This window comes from Caulobacter sp. FG121 (genome assembly GCF_057809815.1).
Genome location: NZ_JBMDKR010000003.1, coordinates 343,468 through 362,558 on the forward strand (window position 1 = coordinate 343,468; position 19,091 = coordinate 362,558).

The 19,091-nt window shown below is 68.1% G+C and carries 15 protein-coding genes; 4 read left to right on the top strand and 11 right to left on the bottom strand.

All coding sequences use genetic code 11. From position 1 onward, the window contains the following. Nucleotides 1-36 precede the first annotated feature (36 nt). Genes ACODSL_RS10630 through ACODSL_RS10640 form a run of 3 tightly spaced genes read right to left on the bottom strand, consistent with a single transcriptional unit; the run spans nucleotide 37 to nucleotide 3,375 of the window. On the bottom strand, nucleotides 37-1,281 hold the full coding sequence (locus tag ACODSL_RS10630) for a DUF1254 domain-containing protein (RefSeq protein ID WP_488900644.1): 1,245 nt from the start codon (nucleotides 1,279-1,281) through the stop codon (nucleotides 37-39). A 7-nt stretch (nucleotides 1,282-1,288) separates the two neighbouring features. After that, nucleotides 1,289-2,569 (bottom strand): DUF1254 domain-containing protein, encoded by a 1,281-nt coding sequence (locus ACODSL_RS10635; RefSeq protein WP_488900645.1) that lies wholly within the window; start codon nucleotides 2,567-2,569, stop codon nucleotides 1,289-1,291. A gap of 23 nt (nucleotides 2,570-2,592) precedes the next feature. Then, the gene (locus tag ACODSL_RS10640; RefSeq protein ID WP_488900646.1) at nucleotides 2,593-3,375 is read right to left on the bottom strand and encodes an RNA methyltransferase; all 783 of its coding nucleotides are present in this window, start codon (nucleotides 3,373-3,375) and stop codon (nucleotides 2,593-2,595) included. A gap of 125 nt (nucleotides 3,376-3,500) precedes the next feature. Here ACODSL_RS10640 and bla point away from each other — a divergent pair, with 125 nt between their 5' ends. Continuing rightward, nucleotides 3,501-4,514, top strand: coding sequence for a class A beta-lactamase (gene bla, locus ACODSL_RS10645; RefSeq protein ID WP_488900647.1), 1,014 nt, complete (start codon nucleotides 3,501-3,503; stop codon nucleotides 4,512-4,514). On the opposite strand, the gene ACODSL_RS10650 is transcribed toward bla, so the two are convergent. Then, entirely contained in the window at nucleotides 4,511-7,000 is a 2,490-nt protein-coding gene (locus ACODSL_RS10650; RefSeq protein WP_488900648.1) for an ATP-binding protein, read from the bottom strand. The genes bla and ACODSL_RS10650 overlap by 4 nt on opposite strands. A gap of 183 nt (nucleotides 7,001-7,183) precedes the next feature. Between ACODSL_RS10650 and ACODSL_RS10655 the strand changes: the two genes are divergently transcribed. Further along, nucleotides 7,184-8,395 carry an NADP-dependent isocitrate dehydrogenase gene (locus ACODSL_RS10655; RefSeq protein WP_488900649.1) on the top strand — a complete coding sequence of 404 codons (1,212 nt, stop codon included), beginning with the start codon at nucleotides 7,184-7,186 and terminating at the stop codon, nucleotides 8,393-8,395. A 102-nt stretch (nucleotides 8,396-8,497) separates the two neighbouring features. Here ACODSL_RS10655 and ACODSL_RS10660 read toward each other — a convergent pair whose 3' ends face one another. The 6 genes from ACODSL_RS10660 to recA form a co-directional block, all read right to left on the bottom strand. Beyond that, nucleotides 8,498-8,908 carry a VOC family protein gene (locus ACODSL_RS10660; protein ID WP_488900650.1) on the bottom strand — a complete coding sequence of 137 codons (411 nt, stop codon included), beginning with the start codon at nucleotides 8,906-8,908 and terminating at the stop codon, nucleotides 8,498-8,500. Next, nucleotides 8,908-9,291 (bottom strand): VOC family protein, encoded by a 384-nt coding sequence (locus ACODSL_RS10665; protein ID WP_488900651.1) that lies wholly within the window; start codon nucleotides 9,289-9,291, stop codon nucleotides 8,908-8,910. Before ACODSL_RS10665 ends, ACODSL_RS10660 begins: the two co-directional genes overlap by 1 nt. Nucleotides 9,292-9,403: 112 nt before the next feature. Further along, on the bottom strand, nucleotides 9,404-9,970 hold the full coding sequence (locus tag ACODSL_RS10670; RefSeq protein ID WP_488900652.1) for a DUF2939 domain-containing protein: 567 nt from the start codon (nucleotides 9,968-9,970) through the stop codon (nucleotides 9,404-9,406). Nucleotides 9,971-10,596: 626 nt separating this feature from the next. Then, nucleotides 10,597-11,052 (bottom strand): hypothetical protein, encoded by a 456-nt coding sequence (locus tag ACODSL_RS10675; protein ID WP_488900653.1) that lies wholly within the window; start codon nucleotides 11,050-11,052, stop codon nucleotides 10,597-10,599. Nucleotides 11,053-11,112: 60 nt separating this feature from the next. Beyond that, nucleotides 11,113-13,746 (bottom strand): alanine--tRNA ligase, encoded by a 2,634-nt coding sequence (gene alaS / locus ACODSL_RS10680; RefSeq protein ID WP_488900654.1) that lies wholly within the window; start codon nucleotides 13,744-13,746, stop codon nucleotides 11,113-11,115. Nucleotides 13,747-14,157: 411 nt separating this feature from the next. Next, nucleotides 14,158-15,225: a recombinase RecA gene (gene recA, locus ACODSL_RS10685; protein ID WP_488900655.1), complete on the bottom strand. Its 1,068-nt coding sequence runs from the start codon at nucleotides 15,223-15,225 to the stop codon at nucleotides 14,158-14,160. Between the two features lie 321 nt (nucleotides 15,226-15,546). Here recA and ACODSL_RS10690 point away from each other — a divergent pair, with 321 nt between their 5' ends. After that, complete coding sequence (locus tag ACODSL_RS10690; protein WP_488900656.1) at nucleotides 15,547-17,175, top strand: EAL domain-containing protein; 1,629 nt, start codon at nucleotides 15,547-15,549, stop codon at nucleotides 17,173-17,175. Here ACODSL_RS10690 and ACODSL_RS10695 read toward each other — a convergent pair. Continuing rightward, entirely contained in the window at nucleotides 17,172-18,269 is a 1,098-nt protein-coding gene (locus ACODSL_RS10695; protein ID WP_488900657.1) for a phosphatidylinositol-specific phospholipase C1-like protein, read from the bottom strand. The two genes, ACODSL_RS10690 and ACODSL_RS10695, sit on opposite strands and share 4 nt — an antisense overlap. Nucleotides 18,270-18,333: 64 nt before the next feature. On the opposite strand from ACODSL_RS10695, the gene ACODSL_RS10700 reads away from it, so the two are divergent. Next, on the top strand, nucleotides 18,334-19,077 hold the full coding sequence (locus ACODSL_RS10700) for a site-2 protease family protein (RefSeq protein WP_488900658.1): 744 nt from the start codon (nucleotides 18,334-18,336) through the stop codon (nucleotides 19,075-19,077). The last annotated feature ends 14 nt before the right edge of the window (nucleotides 19,078-19,091 follow it).

Sequence of the window (19,091 nt, forward strand, 5' to 3'; positions counted from 1 at the left end):
ACCTAGCGTCTCAGCCGCATTCGTGAAGCCTCGGCGTCAGGCTTCTACGACCGGCGGAAGGCGATAGCGTCCGTCGAGCAGTTCTGGTCTCGGAAGGTAGCCGCGCATGAACAGGGCGAATGGGCCGGCGGGCGCCGGCAGCCAGTTGCACTCCCGCTCCGGTCCGGGGGACGCGTGGCCGATCCAGAGGTCGAGCGAGCCGTCCGCGTTCCAGGTCAAGCCCGGCGTCCGATCACCGATGGCGTAGCGATTCAGAGGGTTGTCGGTGAAGAAGAACTGACGCTCCGGCGTGATCTCGTACATCGACAGCGACCAGAAGCTGTCCACCGGGATCTGGCGATCGGCAGGCAGGTGCAGACGCCAGTTCCGTGTCCCGTCAAACGAGCCGCCGCCTTCCGGCGCGCCGGCGCGCAGATAGGTCGCCTCCACCAGAGGCAGGGCGGCCAGCCCGCCCAGGGCCACGACGGCGCGGAAGCCGTAGTCCTGGCGGAAGTCGCCAAGACTGGCCGCCGGATAGGCCCAGCCGTCGATGAAGTTGGTTCCCGACAGTCCGCCGCCGCCGCGGACGGCCTGGCGAGCCTCCTCGACCCCGGCCTCGATCAGGGCGGCCTCCGCGGCGGAGAAACGTCCGGCGTCGAACCGTCCCTCGCCCAGGCCCAGCGGCGCGATCGCGCGCAGCAGCCGCAGATCGGTGACCGGCGGGGGATTGGCCGCCATCAGGGCGTCGGCGCTGGCGAAATAGTCCGCCCAGCTGTCCGTGCGGCGGGCATAGGTCGCCGCCGGCGGGACGTCCGGTCCCTGGGCCGAGAAGCCGCCCTGGACAACGCGGGCGGCGTCCAGATCATGCGGCCCATCGACCAAAATCCTCGCCAGCGCCCAGACGTGGCGGGTCGGCGACCGAATGACCTGACGACCCGAAGCCGCTTCCTCCGGTCCGACGAGCGTGTAGACGCCGCCGCCATTGCCGGTGGTACGGGTGCCCAGCAGGCAGAAGCTGTTGCTCCAGGCGTCCATCAACTGCAGCGAGACATAGCGGTCGCCAGAGGCCGGCACGGTCAGGGTCACCGGACCGTTCGACAGGTCCAGCTGCGCCGTAGCGTAGAGGGTGTCGTTGTTGGGCGTGGTCACGGTGCGCTGGCGATGGTCGGCCAGATTGCGCATCGAAGAGAAGGTGTTCATCGCCGACCCCACGGCCTGGCCGCGTGTGCGCACCGCCGCGATTTCGAGCAGGGGCAGCGTGAACAGCCAGGCGTCCCGGGCCACGGCGCGAAGGTCGGTCATGGCGTCCTCAGACTTTCTCGATCGCCGGCAAGCGCCAGCGGCCGTCCAGCAGCTCCGCCTTCGGCAGATAGGCGCGCAGGAACAGCGCGTAGGGGCCCGCCTTGGGCGAGGGTAGCCAGTTGGGGCTGCGTGCGCCGCCGGGGTCCGTGCGGCTGATCCAGATGTCGAGTGAGCCATCCGCGTTGCGTGTCAGGCCGCGGGTGCGATCGCCGATGGCGTAGCGGTTCAGCGGATTGTCGGTGAAGAAGAACTGCCCGTCCGGCGTCGCCTCGTACATCGACAGCGACCAGAAGCCGTCCAGCGGCAGCTGCGCCGGCAGGGTCAGGCGGTAGAGCCCGTCGCCCGCGAAGAGCCCCTGCCCGTCGCCCTGGGCGCGCATGTACATCGCCTCGGCTACAGGCAGGGCGCCCAGCCCGCCCAGCGCCACGGCGGCGCGATAGAGATAGTCCTGGCCGAAATCACCGAGATCGGCGCGCGGATAACTCCAGCCCTGGACGTAGCTCTGGCGGCCGAAGGCGACCTTGGCGATGGTCTGGGCTTCCGCAACGCCGGCCTTGGCGGCGTCCGACAGCGGGCCGGCCTTGGGACCGAGAACGGCCGCCGTCCGGCGCAGCAGCTTCAGGTCCGTCATCGGCGCCGGATCGCTAGCCAGGAGTGACCGGGCGCTGGCGAAATAGTCGTCCGCCAACGCGGCGCGCCCGGCATAGGCCGGAACCGGCGGCGTGTTCGTCGGGCCCGTCAGGGTCAGCGCCTTCAACAGCGCCTGCACGGCTGGAACATCGTCAGGCCCGTCGACCAGTACGCGCGCGAGCACCCAGGCGTGCGGTGTCGCGACCTGGACGGCGTTGTCCGGATACGCATCCTCGCCCGGCCCAACCAGGGTGAAGGCGCCGCCGTCGCCGCCGACCGTCCGCGAGCCGAGCACGACGTTGTTGTTGGTGAACATGTCCATCACCGCGACGGACCAATAGCGCGAGCCCATCGGCGGCACGGTCAGGGTCACCGGGCCCTTGGTCAGATCAATCCAGCCCGAGGAATATAGGGTGTCGTTGTTCGGCGTGGTCACGAACCGGCTGGTGTGATCGGCGAGGCCCCGCACCGGAGCGAAGCTGTTGATCTTTCCGCCGGCTGCAAGGCCCCGCGCCCGGGTCGTCGCCATCTCGATGAGCGGCAGGGCATAGAACCAGGCGTCGCGGGCGACCGCCTTGTCGTCCTCTGCCGCGAGCGCGGGAAAGGCGGCTCCCAGTCCGATCGCGCCCGCGCTGAAGAGCAGGGTCCTGCGGTCCATGAGAGCCTCCCGGAGTCGTTTTGTTACTCGTTGGTCTCATTCTTAGCGGCTGCCCGCTGACGCGCAAGTTTTTCCAGAACGCGGCCGCGCCCTTTCGACAGGGCGGTGACCACCCCGCGCCAGGTCCGCACTTCCTGGTCGGTCAGACGTGAACGGCCGAGGGAGATGCGCAGATTGCGAACCATCGACGGCCGCTTTTCCGGCGGATGGAAGAAGCCGGCCGCATCGAGTTCGCCCTCTAGCTGCTCATAGAGGCCGACGACCGTGGCCATATCAGCCGGGCCATCGACGTTCACGGCGAACGCCTCGCGGGGACGATCGGCCACGCCGAGGCGCCATTCATAGGCGTTCAGCGCCACGGCCTGGGAGAGGTTGAGCGAGCGGAACCGCTCGTCGACCGGGATGGTGACGATGCCGTGGCAAAGGGCGATGTCGTCGGTCTCGAGCCCGGCGCGCTCACCGCCAAACAGCAGCCCGACACCCTCCCCGGCCTCCACGGCGGTATGGAGATTGGCGGCCGCCTCGCGCGGCGTCAGCACCGGCAGCTGCGTGCCGCGCGAGCGAGCCGTCGTGGCATAGACAAGCCTCAGGTCGGCGATAGCGTCTTCCAGCCGGTCGAAAACCTTTGCGTTGTCGAGCGGCCAGTCGGCGCCGGACGCCGAGGGCCAGGCCCGTTCCTGCGGCCAGCCGTCGCGCGGCCGGACCAGGCGCAAATCGGCCAACCCGAAATTGGCCATCACCCGCGCCACCGCGCCGATGTTCTCGGCCAGCTGGGGTTCGTTGAGGATGACGACGGGAGGATTCACGCTCGGGCTTCCGTTCTGGTTCACGTATCGAGACCGGCCTGTTCTAGCGAAGGGTCGCGCTGATAGCAGAAAAGAAATCCCCACGGTGTGCGCAATCGCGGCGGTCGGGCGTTAGAGTCATCATCATGCACCGCCTCCTACCCCTGATCGCCGTCCTGCTGCTCTGCGCCTGCGAGCGATCCCAGACCACGACCGTCGCCGAGACGCCCGCGATCGACGCCGCGTTGCTGGACCAGGCGATCGGCGAAATCGCCGCTCGGGCACAGCCCGCGTCGATGGAGATCGCCGTCCAGAATCTGGCTAACGGCGAGGTGTGGGCCTGGAATGGCGACAAGGCCTTTCCGATGCAGAGCGTGTTCAAGGCGCCGCTGGCCGCGGCGGTGCTGTCGGAGGTCGATCTTGGCCGCCTCTCGCTCGACGAGACGATCACGCTGGAGGAGCCGGACATCTCGCCGGCCCACAGTCCGGTGGCGGACGCCTGGCCGGGCGTCACGACCTATACGGTTCGTGATCTCCTGGAGCGCGCCGTCAGCGACAGCGACAATACCGCCGCCGACGTCCTGATGCGCCGGATCGGCGGTCCCGGAGCGCTGACGGCCTGGCTGCGGGGCCGGGGCATCAAGGATATTCGCGTCGACCGCTACGAACGCGAACTTCAGCCGGAGCTCAACGGCATGGCTTCATTCCGCATCGCCTGGAAGGGCTGGCCGGCGTTCGAGGCTGCTCGCAACAGGGTGCCGGAATCGGTTCGTCGCACGGCGACAGCGCGCTACCTGGTCGATCCGCGCGACACGATGACGGCCAGCGGCGGGCTGAACTTCCTGCGCAAGCTCGCGCTCGGCGAACTCGTGTCGAAGCGCAGCACCGCCATGCTGCTCCAAATGATGGGCGAGACGCGGTTTGGTCCAAAAGGCCTCGCCGCCAGCCTGCCCGAAGGCGCCGGACTGGCGCACAAGTCCGGGGTGTCAGCGACCGATCTGGGCCTGACGCCGGTGGTCAACGACATCGGCATCCTCACACTCAAGGATGGCCGGCGGTACGCGGTGATCGTCTTCCTGCTGGGAACCCCTCAGGATGAGGCCGCCCAGGACAAGACCTTCGCGGACGTCATGCGCGTCATCGTCAAAGCCGTCGGCTAGGCGGCCGCGCTGACGCCGTCCTTCGGGCGGCGGGCCATGGCCAGGGCCGCGAACAGCTGGGCCGGCCGGAGCGGTTTGGCCACGTGCAGGTCGGCGCCGGCCAGGCGGGCCGCCTCGACATGCTCGTCCATCGCATTGGCGGTCAGCATGATCAGCAGGGCCGGCTCGGCGCCCGCCGCGGCCTCACGCCCGCGGATCAGGCGGGTGGCGGTCAGGCCGTCCATGACGGGCATCTGCATGTCCATCAGCACCGCGTCGTAGCCGCCGGCGGCAAACGCCGCGACCGCTTCCTCGCCGTTGCCGACGATGGTCAGGTCGACCCCGAACGGCTCCAGCACGATCTGCAGGACCTTCTGGTTGGTCGGATGGTCCTCGGCCGCCAGCACCCGCAGCCCCTCGAGACTCACGTCTTCGGAGGGATCGGCGCGTTCTTCATCGACGGCCATCTCGGCGCGCGGCAGCGGCAACAGGACGGTGAACACCGCCCCCTCGCCCGGCGTCGCGGTCGCGTCGATTTCCCCACCCATCATCCCGGTCAGGGCCGAGCAGATGGACAGGCCAAGACCGGTGCCGCCGAACCGGCGGGTGATCGAGTCGTCGGCCTGCTCGAAGCGGCGGAACAGTCTTTCGCGGGCCTCGGCGTCGAAGCCCACACCGGTGTCGCGAACGGTGAACTTCAGCCTGTCATTCTCGCGGTCGACGGTCAGGTTCACCTCGCCACGATCGGTGAATTTCACCGCATTGCCGAGCAGGTTGCTGAGGATCTGCGCGATCCGGCCGCTATCGCCGAGCCAGGCCCCCCGGGCCGCCTCCGCGATGTTCCAGGACAGGGTCAGACCCTTGGCCTCGGCCGACGCCCGGTGCAGGTCGGCCATCGCCGCCACAGTCTCTTGCAGCTCGAACGGCGCCGGCGACAGACGGAACTGGCCGGCCTCGATCTTGGAAACGTCGAGAATGTCGCTGAGCACCTGCTCCAGCAGTCGCCCGGACGACGAGACGAGGTTCGCCAGCTCGCGGCGGCGGGTCTGGTCGGCCGTATCCGCCAGCTGGTCGGTCAGGGCGATGACCCCGTTCAGCGGCGTGCGCAGCTCGTGGGACATGTTGGCCAGGAAGGTCGACTTGGCGCGGTTTGCCCGCTCCAGTTCGGCCGTGCGGGCCGCGACGCGGTGCTCCAGCGAGCGGAACAGCTCGTCGTTGTCGGCCCTCTGGGCGCGCAACATGCGGGCCAGGCCGCCGATCTCGTCCTGACGGGCTTCGACCTCGGGCGCGCAGGCGGCGCCGTCGCGGGCATGGACGCTGGACAGGGTCACCAGCGGGTTGACGACCTCGCGGCCGATGAAGCGGAACAGCAGGACGGCCTGGACGACCATCCCGATCAACCCGAACAACAGAACCCAGGACGCGGTCCGGGCGGCCGACGCGGCGATCTCGGCCGTCGGCAGGCTCATTACGAAATACCAGTCAGGCTGTTCGAGGTGGCCATAGGCGATGACGCGCTCGCCGGACTGGAACACGCCCGACGCGCCACCCCGCTTGCGGATGCTCTTGACCAGCGGTCCGATGCCCCGGCGACTCTGCTCGTGCACCAGCTCGGCGGGCGAGACGACCCCGCCCTTTCCAAGTCCGGGCGCGGCAATGAGCTCGCCATCGCCCGAGACGATCATGTTCTCCCCGCCCTGAACGGACTCGCCGACCGCGGACATCAGATAGGAATCGAGCGTCACCGTGGTGCCCCAGGCGCCGACATGCCGACCGTCAATGTCGATCGGCGTCATGCAGGCGGTGGTGAGCGCCTTGCCGGACGGATCGCTCATCAGCTTGCGCAGTTTGGTGCATTTCATCACGCGCGCTGGATTGGCCCGCGGGCGCGTCAGCTCGGTCATTTCCTCGTTGCGGAAGTCGAGCGTCGCGGGAGCATCCTGGCGATAGTAGATCAGCCGGTCGTCGCGATCCGGGCCATACATGACCATCCGGTTGGTCGGCGTGAACATGTAGAAGTTGTCGTAGCGCGAGTGCTGCGCCTCGCCCGCCAGCGAAACCACCTGCAGCGACGCGATGAACAGGGCCTTGTCCTGTTCGGTCATGTGGGCGCCGTCGGCGAGAAAGGCGCCCATACCGTACATGTAGGCGCCATCGCCTCGGGTCGAGCCGTCGAAAAGGTCCGGGACGCTGCGGCGTGTGCCGTCGGCCTTGAGCGGGAAGAGCCGGTCGAACCGCGCGTCGAGTTCGGGGCCCTTGAGGCGCTCGACACGGCGCATGAGGGCCTGGGTCGCGTCCGTGTGGACCTTGACCAGGTTCGAGAACAGCCGGTCCTCGGTGTTGGTCCGCTCCTTCACATAGAGCTGCAGGCTGCGGATCTGCCGCTCCATCGACACCTTCTGGACGAAGGCGAACGTCGCCGCGGTCGCAAGGCCTGTCACGGCGATGGACAGTACGACCACGGTGGCCAGCAGCTTCCGCGCCAGCGGTTTGGCGACAATCGTCATGGACCCGTCGGCCCTCCCTCAACGCGACAGGCTTATCGGACAGACCTGAACAGGCCGTTGACCGATTTTGCGCCTGTTTGCTCCCCCGCGCATCTGGCGCTATAGCCCTCCGGCTCGCGCTCGCGGGGGCCCTGTGCGCCGCCGCTTTTCCTGCAGAAGCGCGCCCAACGGAGAAACATCCCCATGGCCAAGATCAAGGTCGCCAATCCTGTCGTCGACATGGACGGCGATGAGATGACCCGCATCATCTGGAAGCTCATCAAGGACAAGCTGATCTTCCCCTACCTCGACCTTGAGCTGGACTACTACGACCTCTCCATCGAGCACCGCGACGCCACCAACGACCAGGTGACGATCGACGCCGCAGAGGCGACCAAGCGCCATGGCGTGGCCGTCAAATGCGCGACCATCACCCCGGACGAGCAGCGGGTGGAGGAGTTCAAGCTCAAGAAGATGTGGAAGAGCCCCAACGGCACCATCCGCAACATCCTGGGCGGCGTGATCTTCCGCGAGCCGATCATCTGCCAGAACGTGCCACGCCTGGTGCCGGGCTGGACCCAGCCGATCATCGTCGGCCGCCATGCCTTCGGCGACCAGTATCGCGCCACCGACTTCCGCTTCCCCGGCAAGGGCAAGCTGACCATCAAGTTCGTCGGCGACGACGGCAAGGTCATCGAGCACGAAGTGTTCGACGCGCCCGGCAGCGGCGTCGCCATGGCGATGTACAACCTCGACGACTCGATCCGCGACTTCGCCCATGCCTCGTTCGGCTACGGCCTGGCGCGCAACTACCCGGTCTATCTGTCGACCAAGAATACCATCCTCAAGGCCTATGACGGGCGCTTCAAGGACATCTTCCAGGAAGTGTTCGACGCCGAGTACGCCGACAAGTTCAAGGCCGCCGGCCTGACCTACGAGCACCGCCTGATCGACGACATGGTCGCCTCGGCCCTGAAGTGGTCCGGTGGTTACGTGTGGGCCTGCAAGAACTACGACGGCGACGTGCAGTCGGACATCGTCGCCCAGGGCTTCGGCTCGCTGGGCCTGATGACCTCGGTGCTGGTCACGCCGGACGGCAAGACCATGGAAGCGGAAGCCGCCCACGGCACCGTCACCCGCCACTACCGCCAGCACCAGAAGGGCGAGTCGACCTCCACCAACTCGATCGCCTCGATCTTCGCCTGGACGCGCGGCCTTGAGCACCGCGGCAAGCTCGACGGCAACGCCGAGCTGATCAAGTTCGCCCGGACGCTGGAAAAGGTCTGCGTCGACACCGTCGAGTCGGGCTTCATGACCAAGGACCTGGCGCTGCTGGTCGGCGACAAGCAGGCCTGGCTCACGACCGAAGGCTTCCTCGACAAGGTCGACGAGAACCTCAAGGCGGCGATGGCCTAGGTTTGGTCGGGAACGACCTTCCGGTCCTCGCCCGCACAAATGACAGGGGCCGCCCTTCCCGTCCGTCTGGACAGGAGGGGCGGCCTTTTTCGTCGCCGGGCGTCATGCCGGTTCGGGCCGGTAGAACGCCGACAGCTTGTTGCCGGTCGGGTCGCGGACGTAGGCCAGATAGTAGCCCTCGCCGTAGTCCGGTCTGGGTCCAGGCGGGCCTTCGCAGGCGCCGCCGTTGGCCAGAGCCGCCGCATGAAAGGCGTCGACCTGGGCCGCATTTTCGGCATGCAGACCGATCATGACGCCGTTGCCGGCCCGCGCGGCCTCGCCGTCAAACGGCGCACAGATCAGCAGCGTGCCGTGATCGTCGCCCTCCGGCCCGTAGCCGGCCCAGTCGCCATTGAGCCAGGCCCTGCGCAGGCCGAGCGCGGCCAGGACCGGATCATAGAAGGCGACCGCGCGCGCGATATCATCGGCGCCGAGCGTCAGGTAGCTGACCACCGGCCTCAAAATCCCGCCCATCAGAACGGTCCACGCGCGAAGAGACAGAACTTGTTGCCCGTCGGATCGCGCAGGTAGGCGCCGTAGAAATCCTTGGAGTCTTCAGGGCGGGGGCCGGGTCCGCCTTCGTCGGTTCCGCCATGGGCGAGACCGGCGGCATGGGCGGCCTTCACCGCCTCCACCGACGGCGCGAGCCAGGCCGGCATGATGCCGTTGCCGCCGCGCGCCGGCTGGCCATCGAACGGCGGGCAGATGTAGGTGTTCTGGGCCTCGCCCTTGGGGCCGTAGCCGGCCCAGCCGTTGCTGAAGAAGCCGCGCTCATAGCCCAGCGGGGCGAAAACGGCGTCCCAGAAGGGCAGCGATTCTCCGACGTCCAGCGCGCCGATGGTGACGTATCCGATCATGAGGGCCTCTCCCGTTTCGTTGACCAACGCTATCGCGCGGGTTCGAACAAAACAAGAACGAGAGTCTCTCTAGTCAACGTCTGCTGACATCATGGTGGCAATAGAAGTGCGGCTAGCGCTCGCCCTCGGGCAGCTGAACGTGGACCAGCTTCCAGGTAAACAGGGCGCGGCGCTCGAAGGTGAACACCGTGACCCTCGCCTCGTCGCCCGGCCGCTTCACGGCGATGCGGGCGCGGTTCGGATCCCAGTAGGGCATCGTCGGCCAGGGCCCCTTCAACGCGGCCTTGACCTTCACGCCCAGCGGCTCGACCAGGCTGGCCGGCGGCGGGGCCTTGCCGGGGTTGTAGCCGCGAGACAGGGCCGACAGGCCGGGGAGGGTCAGGTAGCGGTCGACCTTTGGCTCGGGCGGCGCCAGCGGCTCGATGGCCCGCTTGAGCGCGCCGAGCGGATCCTGCCAGATCGACGGCGGCTCGACACCGGCGGTCGCCGTGTCCGGCGCCAGTTGGCCGGTCAGGCTCTTGCGCACGGCCGGAAAGTCGACGAGCTCGGCCGTCGCCTGCACATCCTCCGCCGCCGTCGCCGCCCGAAGTGCACGGAACGCGAAGTAGGGTGCGCTGGCGAACGCCAGGCCGAAGATCAGGGCCGCCGTGACGGCAATCTTGAAGAGGTCGAACCGCATGGGGTCTGCCTGTTAACTGTGCCGGCTATCAGAGCACGCAATGGCGCCCGTTTGGCAAGTCGCGCTCGCCTGTAGGGCGACTGACGGCGGGGGCGGGAGTCGCGGAATGTCGCGGGAGGATCGGTCTCGAGAGTCTTCTATCCTCACCACGCAGTGGGGAGGGGGACCATGCGGAGCATGGTGGAGGGGCAGCGCCGGAGCTGCCGGATAGGCCGGAATTCAGGATGGGTCGCTCGCACTGGCGGCGCCCCTCCACCGCCCTTCGGGCGGTCCCCCTCCCCGCTTCGCGGAGAGGATCGACGCCGTGACTGCACAAGCGCCTCCCTCTCCGACCCGGCTCCGCCGGGCCACCTCTCCCTCCGGGAGAGGAAAGGCCGCCTTGATCTCATGCAGGCCAGCGTGCCGACCGGTCCAGGTTGGTCAAGGGTGGCCCTTCGGGCCATCGCTCCGCGACGCGAAGCGCCCTTGAGCAACCTGGACCGGTCGGCGATCGTCTCGCCATGAGATGAAGGGCGGAGTGTGGGCTAGAGCGATCCTGCACCGACGGTCCGCGGCAAGTCGAAAGAATCGCACCCTGCTATCGATGACGGCCACCGCTCTTACTGAACCTACCTGCTATCGCCCCGCTAATCGAGTTCAAGATCAGCTAGTGTGACCGCATCCCCTCGAGCACGAACGACGTCCGGATGTCTTAGCTCAGTCAACACTCGTTCTCGACCGGCGCGGTCCCTGTAGCGCCAATTATTCCAAGCGTTTTCCGTCTTTGCCCCGGCTGCCCGTCCCAAACGATTGAGGGTTGGATAGACGTTTCCATCCCATGCAAGCCAGCCATTCGCACGCTTGGAGGCCTCAAACTTTCGGCCTTTGAACTGACGGTAGATGGGGAACCCGGCCGGCAAGTCACTCTCCCCAAAAATCGAACCCTCCTGGACCTCTTGAGTAGACACAGGGACCGTTAGGGCGGCAGCTGCTTCGGACACGCCAAGTTCGCGAGTTAGTACATCGTTTTCCGTGGCCTCGCCCGGAAGACGCCTGCGCCAGATCTCGGCGAAGACGTCAAGAGAAACGGTGATCGTGCGCATGGGGCTCTCCAACGCAAATTTGGAAAGCTTCCTATCTTGCTATATTTTCTATCTGTCAGGCTACCCTAGCGCCGCCCGCACCGCCGCGACGCCTTCGGCAGCCTTGCTGTCGTCCGGGGCGCCGCCCTGGGCGAAGTCGGGTTTGCCGCCGGCGCCCTGGCCGCCCATGGCGATGACGGCGGCTTTCGCGAGGTCCGCGGCGTTGAAGCGGCCCGTCAGGTCCGGCGCGACGGCCACGGCAACCGCCGCCTTGCCGTCGGCCGTGCCAACGATGGCCACCACGCCCGCCTGTTTCCGGAACTCTTCGGCCAGGCCGCGCAGCTCCTTGCCGCCGACGCCATCGAGCACCTTGCCGATGAAGCTGACGCCGCCGATATCCTCGGCTGCCACGGGACCGGAGCCGCCGCCGCCCATGGCCAGGGCCCTCTTTGCTTCAGCCAGCTCTTTCTCGGCCTTGCGACGCTGGGCGTCGAGGGCGTCGACGCGGGCGCCGACCTCGAGCACCGGGACCTTGAAGCGGTCGGCCAGGTCGCGAGCGACGTTGGCCTGGTCCTGCAGCCAGCGGCGGGCGGCGAGGCCCGTCAGGCCCTCGATGCGGCGCACGCCGGCGGCGATGCCCTGCTCGGCGATGATCTTGAACAGGCCGATGTCGCCAGTGCGGGCCACGTGGGTGCCGCCGCAGAGTTCGACCGAATAGGCGCCCTGCCCGGCAAGGCTATCGCCCAGCGTCAGGACCCGGACCTCGTCGCCGTACTTCTCGCCGAACAGCGCCATGGCGCCGGCCTCGATGGCCTGTTGCGGGGCCATCATCTTCGTCTCGGCGGCGCGGTTCTGCAGGACGACGGCGTTCACCTCGTCCTCGATGCGCGCCAGCTCGTCGGCGGTCAGCGGGCCGCCGTGGCTGAAGTCGAAGCGCAGGCGCTCGCCATCGACCATCTGACCCTTCTGGGTGACGTGCTCGCCGAGCACATTGCGCAGGGCCGCGTGCATCAGATGGGCGGCCGAGTGATTGGCGCGAGTCGTGGTGCGGTTGGCCGGGTCGACGTGCAGCGACACGGCCTGGCCTGCCTTCAGCACGCCGGCTGTGATCTCGACGTCATGGACGAACAGGTCGCCGGCCTGCTTCTGGACGTCGGTGACCTTCGCCGAGCCGCCGGCCCAGTCGATCAGGCCGATGTCGCCGGCCTGGCCGCCGCTCTCGGCATAGAAGGGCGTGCGGTCGAACAGCACCTGGACCGTGTCGCCGGCGGCGGCGCTATCGGTGTCGGCGCCGTCCCGGACGATGGCCAGGGTCTCGCCCGTGCCGTCAACGTCGTCGTAGCCGGTGAAGACCGTCTGTCCGAGGCGATCGCGCAGGGTGAACCACTGGGCCTGGGCGACCTGCTGGCCTGTGCCCTTGAGCCCCTCTGACTTGCCGCGCTGCTCGGCCATCAGACGGTCGAACTCGGCGGTGTCGACCGTGAGGTCGAGCGCCCGCACCGCGTCCTGGGTCAGGTCGAGCGGGAAGCCGTAGGTGTCATGCAGCTTGAAGGCCACGTCGCCCGGCAGTTGGCCGCCGGCGGTCAGGCCGGCGGTGGCCTCGTCGAGCAGGATCATGCCGCGGCCGAGCGTGCGGCGGAACCGCTCCTCCTCCTGGCGCAGGGTCTCGACGATGGCCGGCTGGGCGCGGCGCAGCTCGGGATAGGCGACGCCCATCGCCTCGACGAGGGTCGGGGCCAGGCGGTGCATCAGCGGCTCGGTCGCGCCCAGCAGGTGGGCGTGGCGCATGGCCCGGCGCATGATACGGCGCAGCACATAGCCGCGCCCTTCATTCGACGGGGTGATGCCGTCGGCGATGAGGAAGGACGAGGTGCGCAGGTGGTCAGCGATGACCCGGTGCGACGGCGCCTGGTCGCCCATGGCCTTGACGCCGGTGGCCTCTTCCGAGGCGGCGATCAGGGTGCGGAACAGGTCGACGTCGTAGTTGTTGTGCACACCCTGCAGGACCGCGGCGACGCGCTCGAGGCCCATGCCGGTGTCGATCGAGGGCTTGGGCAGACTGGTGCGCGTGCCATCGGCATGCTGCTCGAACTGCATGAAGACGAGGTTCCAGATCTCGATGAACCGGTCGCCGTCTTCCTCGGCGCTGCCCGGGGGCCCGCCCCAGACATGGTCGCCGTGGTCGTAGAAGATTTCCGAGCAGGGCCCGCAGGGCCCGGTGTCGCCCATCGACCAGAAATTGTCGTTGGTCGGGATGCGGATGATCCGGTCGTCCGACAGGCCGGCGATCTTGCGCCACAGCGCCGCCGCCTCGTCGTCGGTGTGGTAGACCGTGACCAGCAGCTTGTCTTTCGGCAGGGCGAAGTCGCGCGTCAGCAGGGTCCAGGCGTGGGTGATCGCCTCTTCCTTGAAGTAGTCGCCGAACGAGAAGTTGCCGAGCATCTCGAAGAAGGTGTGGTGGCGCGCGGTGTAGCCGACGTTGTCGAGATCGTTGTGCTTGCCGCCCGCGCGGACGCATTTCTGCGACGAGGCCGCGCGCGGCGACGGCGGGGTCTCCGCGCCGGTGAAGACGTTCTTGAACGGCACCATGCCGGCGTTGACGAACAGCAGGGTCGGGTCGTTCTGCGGCACCAGCGGCGCGGACGGGGTCACGGCATGACCATTGCTCCCGAAATAGTCGAGGAAGCTGCTGCGAATGTCGTTGAGGCTCTTCATCGTACGGCCGGGTCGCTGTCGGTCCGGGGCGACGCCCCTCGCCGGAAATGGAATGGAACCGGCTCCTTAACCAAGGGGCGGGCGGGTCACAAAGGAAAAGCACGCGCGGGACGGGAATTGGGAGCGCCTGCCTGGGGCCCAGGCGGCCTCTTGTGGCGTGTGCAGGAGGGCGCCGCCGCAGCGCAGCCGCTCACTGTGAGCCACGACGCGCCACGAACGCCACGCACACTCTCATTCGTCAGCGTTGCACGGGCCGTCGTCCTCAGGGATGCGGAAGCCGCCGACGCGAAAAAGGACGCCCGGCGGTGGCGCCGGACGTCCCTCATTCACGGTGAGCCCCGCGGGGCCACGCGGGCGGCGGGTGGGCAAACGCCCGGCGCGGAGAGGCGCCGTGAAAGCCTTTGCCGGGACCTAGTCCTCGTCGGCGTCCTCGCTGGGACCCACCAGCAGTTCTTCCTCGATTATCTCGGACTTGCCGCGCACGGCCGCCTCGATCTGGCCGGCGATGTCGGCGTTCTTCTTGAGGAACTCGCGGACATTGTCGCGACCCTGGCCGATGCGCTGGTCGCCGAACGAGAACCAGGAGCCCGACTTGTCGATCACCCCGGCCTTGACGCCCAGGTCGATGATCTCGCCCAGCTTCGAAATGCCTTCGCCGTACATGATGTCGAACTCGACCTCGCGGAACGGCGGGGCGACCTTGTTCTTGACCACCTTGACCCGGACATTGTTGCCGACGATCTCGTCGCGGATCTTGACCGAGCCGGTGCGGCGGATGTCGAGGCGGACCGAGGCGTAGAACTTCAGCGCATTACCGCCCGTCGTCGTTTCCGGGCTGCCGTACATCACGCCGATCTTCATGCGGATCTGGTTGATGAAGATGACCAGGGTGCCGGCCTTGGAGATCGAGGCGGTCAGCTTGCGCAGCGCCTGGCTCATCAGTCGGGCCTGAAGGCCCGGCAGGCTGTCGCCCATCTCGCCTTCGATTTCGGCGCGCGGCGTCAGGGCCGCGACCGAGTCGATGACGATCACGTCGACGGCGTTGGACCGCACCAAGGTGTCGGTGATTTCCAGAGCCTGTTCGCCGGTGTCCGGCTGGGAGACCAGCAGATCATCCAGATTGACGCCGAGCTTGCGGGCATAGGCCGGATCCAGCGCATGTTCGGCGTCGACGAAGGCCGCCGTGCCGCCGTTCTTCTGGACCTCGGCCACGACGTGCAGGGCCAGGGTGGTCTTGCCCGAGCTTTCCGGGCCGTAGATCTCGACCACCCGCCCCTTGGGCAGGCCGCCGATGCCGAGCGCGATGTCGAGGCCCAGCGAGCCGGTCGAAACCGCCTCGACCTCGATCTTGCTCTTGGAGCCGAGCTTCATCACCGAGCCCTTGCCGAAAGCCCGGTCGATCTGCGCCAGCGCCGCTTCGAGCGCGCGCTGCTTGTCACCTTCGTCGCGTGTCACGAGTCTCAAAGCCGCCTGGTTCATGGGAGCCGTCCTTATTCCACGATTCTGTCGGGCCGCGTGGCCCACGGACGAACTATGATCATGCTTTGTTCTTGTTGGCAATATGTTCTCATTGTCACGCGTTAAAATTGTAATTGGATCTCCGCAGACGCCTGTCGCGGGACGCGCTGGCTGATCGGAGACGGGCGGAACCGCGGCGACCGCCTACCGGAAGGAGTCCGGTCCGTTCGGTCAGAGTTACCCCGTTTTGGGTCGGGTTTTTCCGGCGAGGCGCCGGGAGCGGAAACCGGGGCTTAAGGGCGTTCAGGGCAGGATCGCTTCGATCCTCTCGGAGAGTCTGTCTTGACCATCGCCGCCCGCCGCCTGCTCGGCCTCGCCTTCGCCAACGCCGACATGCTGCTCGAGATCGAGTCCGGCGGGGTGATCCTGCTGGCGCTGGGCGCGGCCCAGGCGACGCTCGGCGCCGACGAAAAGACCCTGGTCGGCCGATCCTGGCGCGATCTCGTGGTCGAGGCGGACCGGCCGATGCTCGAGGCCCTGTTCGGCGGCCTGGAAGACGGCGCGCGTCGTCCGCCGCTGGTCGTGCGGGTCGCGGGCCAGCCGGGACGCGCGGTGTCCTTCACCGCTCGCCGCCTGCCCGAGAACGAGGGCCGGATTTCCTGCGCCATCCTGTCGGCGCCGCCGCCGCAGGCCGCCGGCGCGACGGACGGCATGCTCGGCCGCGACGGGTTCGAGGCAATGACCAAATCGCTGATGGACGCGGCCAAGGTCACCGGTCAGCAGCTGGAACTGGCCATGATCGAAATGGCGGGCCTGACCGACGCGCGTGACGGGCTGGACCCGGAAGCGGCGGCGGCGCTGGAGCGCCAGGTCGCCGGCGCGCTGCGGGCCGAGTCGCACCAGGGTTCGGCCGCCGCCAAGCTGGGCGACGATCGCTTCGCCATCCTGCGCGAGCAGGGCGAGAACCCCGCCACCCTGATCAAACGGCTCAGCCGCCTGATGACCAGCAGCGTCGGGGGCGCTGGCCTGGACGTGGCCGCCCACGCCGTACCGCTCGAGTCAGGGTCGCCGGCCCGGCTGGCCCGCGCGCTGCGCTATGCGCTGGATGACTTCATCGCCGAGGGGCTGAAGGACGTTCCGCCGGTGTCCCTCAGCCAGGCGATGGACCGCTCGGTCCGTCGCACCCTGACGCGCGCCGGGGAGCTGGGCGCGGCCGTCAGCCAGCGCCGCTTCACCCTCGCCTATCAGCCGGTGGTCAACATCCAGACCGGCATGGCCCATCACCACGAGGCGCTGGTCCGCTTCGAGGACGGCGGCAGTCCTTTCAGCATGGTTCGCATGGCCGAGGAGTTCGACCTGATCGGCGAACTCGACCAGGCCGTGGTCGAACAGGTGGTTCGCCAGCTCAAGGGGGACCGCACGGGCAAGCTCACCCTGGCCGCCAACATCTCCGGCCGGTCGATCGGCAGCGAGATGTTCGTCGGCGGACTGGAGCGGATGATCAAGGCCGACGCCCGGCTCAAGAACCGGCTGATCTTCGAGATCACCGAAAGCGCCGCGATCGACGACCTCGACGTCGCCAACCGGCATATCCAGAGCCTGCGCGGCCTGGGCTGCAAGGTCTGCCTCGACGACTTCGGCGCCGGCGCGGCCTCGTTCGCCTATCTGCAGCGGCTGAAGGTCGACATCGTGAAGATCGATGGCCGCTATGTGCGCGAGCTGGCGAGCGATGGCCGGGACGGCGCGCTGGTGCGGCACCTCGTGCAGCTGTGCAAGGAGCTCAAGGTGCAGACCGTCGCGGAGATGGTCGAGACGCCGGAAATCGAGGACGCCGTGCGCCTGGCCGGCGTCGACTTCGCCCAGGGCTGGCTTTACGGCCGACCGGCCGACCGGCCCGAGCCTGCCATCGTGCGGGAGACCTCTTCGCCGGTGGCGGCGCGGAGAAGCGGGATGAAGGAGCAGTGGGGCTAGGGCCCGACCCTTCCCGTCATCCCGCCCGGCAGCCCAACGCGATACGCCGTCCAGCGCGCATCCGGCGTCATGTAGTCGGTTGAGACATACTGGGCGCCCGACGCCAGGGCCGCGTCACGAGGCGCGGTGTCGCCGGTCCGCGCCTGCTCGGTGTCGGCGTCGGCGCGGGTGCGCACGATCAGCCCGGCGGCGACGTCGGCGCGGATGCGCGCGCCCTCCCCGACCGGATCATTGAGCGTGATGTAGCCGGCGGCCGGCGAGGCCTCGTCGATGTTGACGAACATCACCCGTCCCTCGAGCACGGCGCGGTCGGCGCGATAGCGCGCCACCTGATCGGGCGGGGCGTCGAGCGCGAACAGCACCTTGCCGCGCGCCGCCCCAAGCGTCGGCCAGGCGCCCGCCTTCACCGCCTCGCGCAGGGTCCGATAGCCGGCCTGGACCTGGTCGGGGGTGATCAGCTGGTCCTTCGTGAACACCGAGCGGACCTCGGCGTCCATGCCGTCCATCGCCGCCGCGTCGAACAGCAGCGGTTTGACCGAGCCGGGGATCGAGAGCGCGTCCTCCTTGAGGTTGATGAGGATCAGGATGGGCAGGTGATCCGGATGGGCCGCAGACCAGGCCGCGATGGTGTTCAGGCAGTCGGTGAACAGGGCGCAGGAGGACCGGTAGTCGATGTCCTGTACATGCAGCACCTTGAGCCCCGACCGCTTCATCGGTTCCGGATCCCAGTCAGGCAGACTGGCGCCTGTCAGCCGGGCCATGCGGCGACCGAGCGGGTCGGCGTAGCGGCCGCCTTCGGGGTCAGACAGCAGGTCCAGTTCCAGTTGGCGGGCGCCGGCGTTCAGCTGGGCGTCGAGCGGGGGGTGGCCATAGTCGAGGGTGCGTGCGACCGCCTTCGCCGCCAGCGTCAGGCGGGCCATCTCGGGTGGCGAGATCGGCTGCTTGTAGCTGTTATGGGTGCCGATCGCCTGCATCCGGCTCATCGACAGGGCGTCGACCGCCTCGCGGGAACAGTCGGGCGCGCCGGACGGGCGTTCCAGATCGCAGTCGGGAGCGATGGCGAGCGCGGCGGCGGCGAGGATCGGGATCAGCATGACGGCAGGCTACACCCGTTAGACGGGTTCGCGCATAGTGCCCCCGCCGGGGTTGGAGTGGTTCATGAGTCGGAACGGTGTGGTGCTGATCCTCGGCTGGTTGCTCAGCGGGCTGGCGCTGGCGGTCGCGCCGCCGATGCTGTCCGGCGTGCTGACCTTTCTGTTCGTGATGATCGGTTGGGTCGTGGCCCTGGCGGTGCACGAGTTCGGCCATGCCTTCGTCGCCTGGAAGGCCGGCGATCATACGGTCGAGGCGCGCGGCTATCTGACGTTCGACCCGCTGCGCTATGCCGACCTGTCGACCAGCCTGGTCTTCCCGGTCATCGTGCTGGTGATCGGCGGCATCGCCCTGCCCGGCGGCGCGGTCTATCTGCGGCCGGACCTGATGCGCAGCCCGCTGTGGCGGGCGGCCTCATCGCTGGCGGGGCCCGGCGGCACCTTTCTGGTGCTCATGGCGCTTGGCGGAGCCCTCGTGGCGGCGGACAGTCTGGGGCTGGCGGGGCCAGTCCTGCCGGCTATCGCATTGCTGGCGCTGTTCCAGGCCATGGCGCTGGTGTTCAACCTGCTGCCGGTCCCCGGGCTGGACGGTTACGGCGTTGTCCGCCCCTTCCTGCCGGCGGGCCTGCAGGCCCGGCTGGCGCCGGTCGAACGGTTCGCCATCCTGCTGCTGATCGCCGCGGTGTTCTTCATTCCCGGCGTGTCGGACGTGCTGTGGGCCAGCGCACTGTCGATCACCGACATACTCGGCATCGACATGGGCAAGGTGCGCGATGGCTACATCGCCTTCCACTTCTGGAAGCAGCTGTAGGCCACGCGCCCCGG

Coding starts and splice junctions, on each gene's coding strand:
- bla (WP_488900647.1), top strand. CDS start 3,501: ATGCACCGCCTCCTACCCCTGATCGCCGTCCTGCTGCTCTGCGCCTGC.
- ACODSL_RS10635 (WP_488900645.1), bottom strand. CDS start 2,569: ATGGACCGCAGGACCCTGCTCTTCAGCGCGGGCGCGATCGGACTGGGA.
- alaS (WP_488900654.1), bottom strand. CDS start 13,746: ATGAAGAGCCTCAACGACATTCGCAGCAGCTTCCTCGACTATTTCGGG.
- recA (WP_488900655.1), bottom strand. CDS start 15,225: ATGAACCAGGCGGCTTTGAGACTCGTGACACGCGACGAAGGTGACAAG.
- ACODSL_RS10650 (WP_488900648.1), bottom strand. CDS start 7,000: ATGACGATTGTCGCCAAACCGCTGGCGCGGAAGCTGCTGGCCACCGTG.
- ACODSL_RS10695 (WP_488900657.1), bottom strand. CDS start 18,269: ATGCTGATCCCGATCCTCGCCGCCGCCGCGCTCGCCATCGCTCCCGAC.
- ACODSL_RS10630 (WP_488900644.1), bottom strand. CDS start 1,281: ATGACCGACCTTCGCGCCGTGGCCCGGGACGCCTGGCTGTTCACGCTG.
- ACODSL_RS10655 (WP_488900649.1), top strand. CDS start 7,184: ATGGCCAAGATCAAGGTCGCCAATCCTGTCGTCGACATGGACGGCGAT.
- ACODSL_RS10665 (WP_488900651.1), bottom strand. CDS start 9,291: ATGATCGGATACGTCACCATCGGCGCGCTGGACGTCGGAGAATCGCTG.
- ACODSL_RS10700 (WP_488900658.1), top strand. CDS start 18,334: ATGAGTCGGAACGGTGTGGTGCTGATCCTCGGCTGGTTGCTCAGCGGG.
- ACODSL_RS10670 (WP_488900652.1), bottom strand. CDS start 9,970: ATGCGGTTCGACCTCTTCAAGATTGCCGTCACGGCGGCCCTGATCTTC.
- ACODSL_RS10660 (WP_488900650.1), bottom strand. CDS start 8,908: ATGGGCGGGATTTTGAGGCCGGTGGTCAGCTACCTGACGCTCGGCGCC.
- ACODSL_RS10675 (WP_488900653.1), bottom strand. CDS start 11,052: ATGCGCACGATCACCGTTTCTCTTGACGTCTTCGCCGAGATCTGGCGC.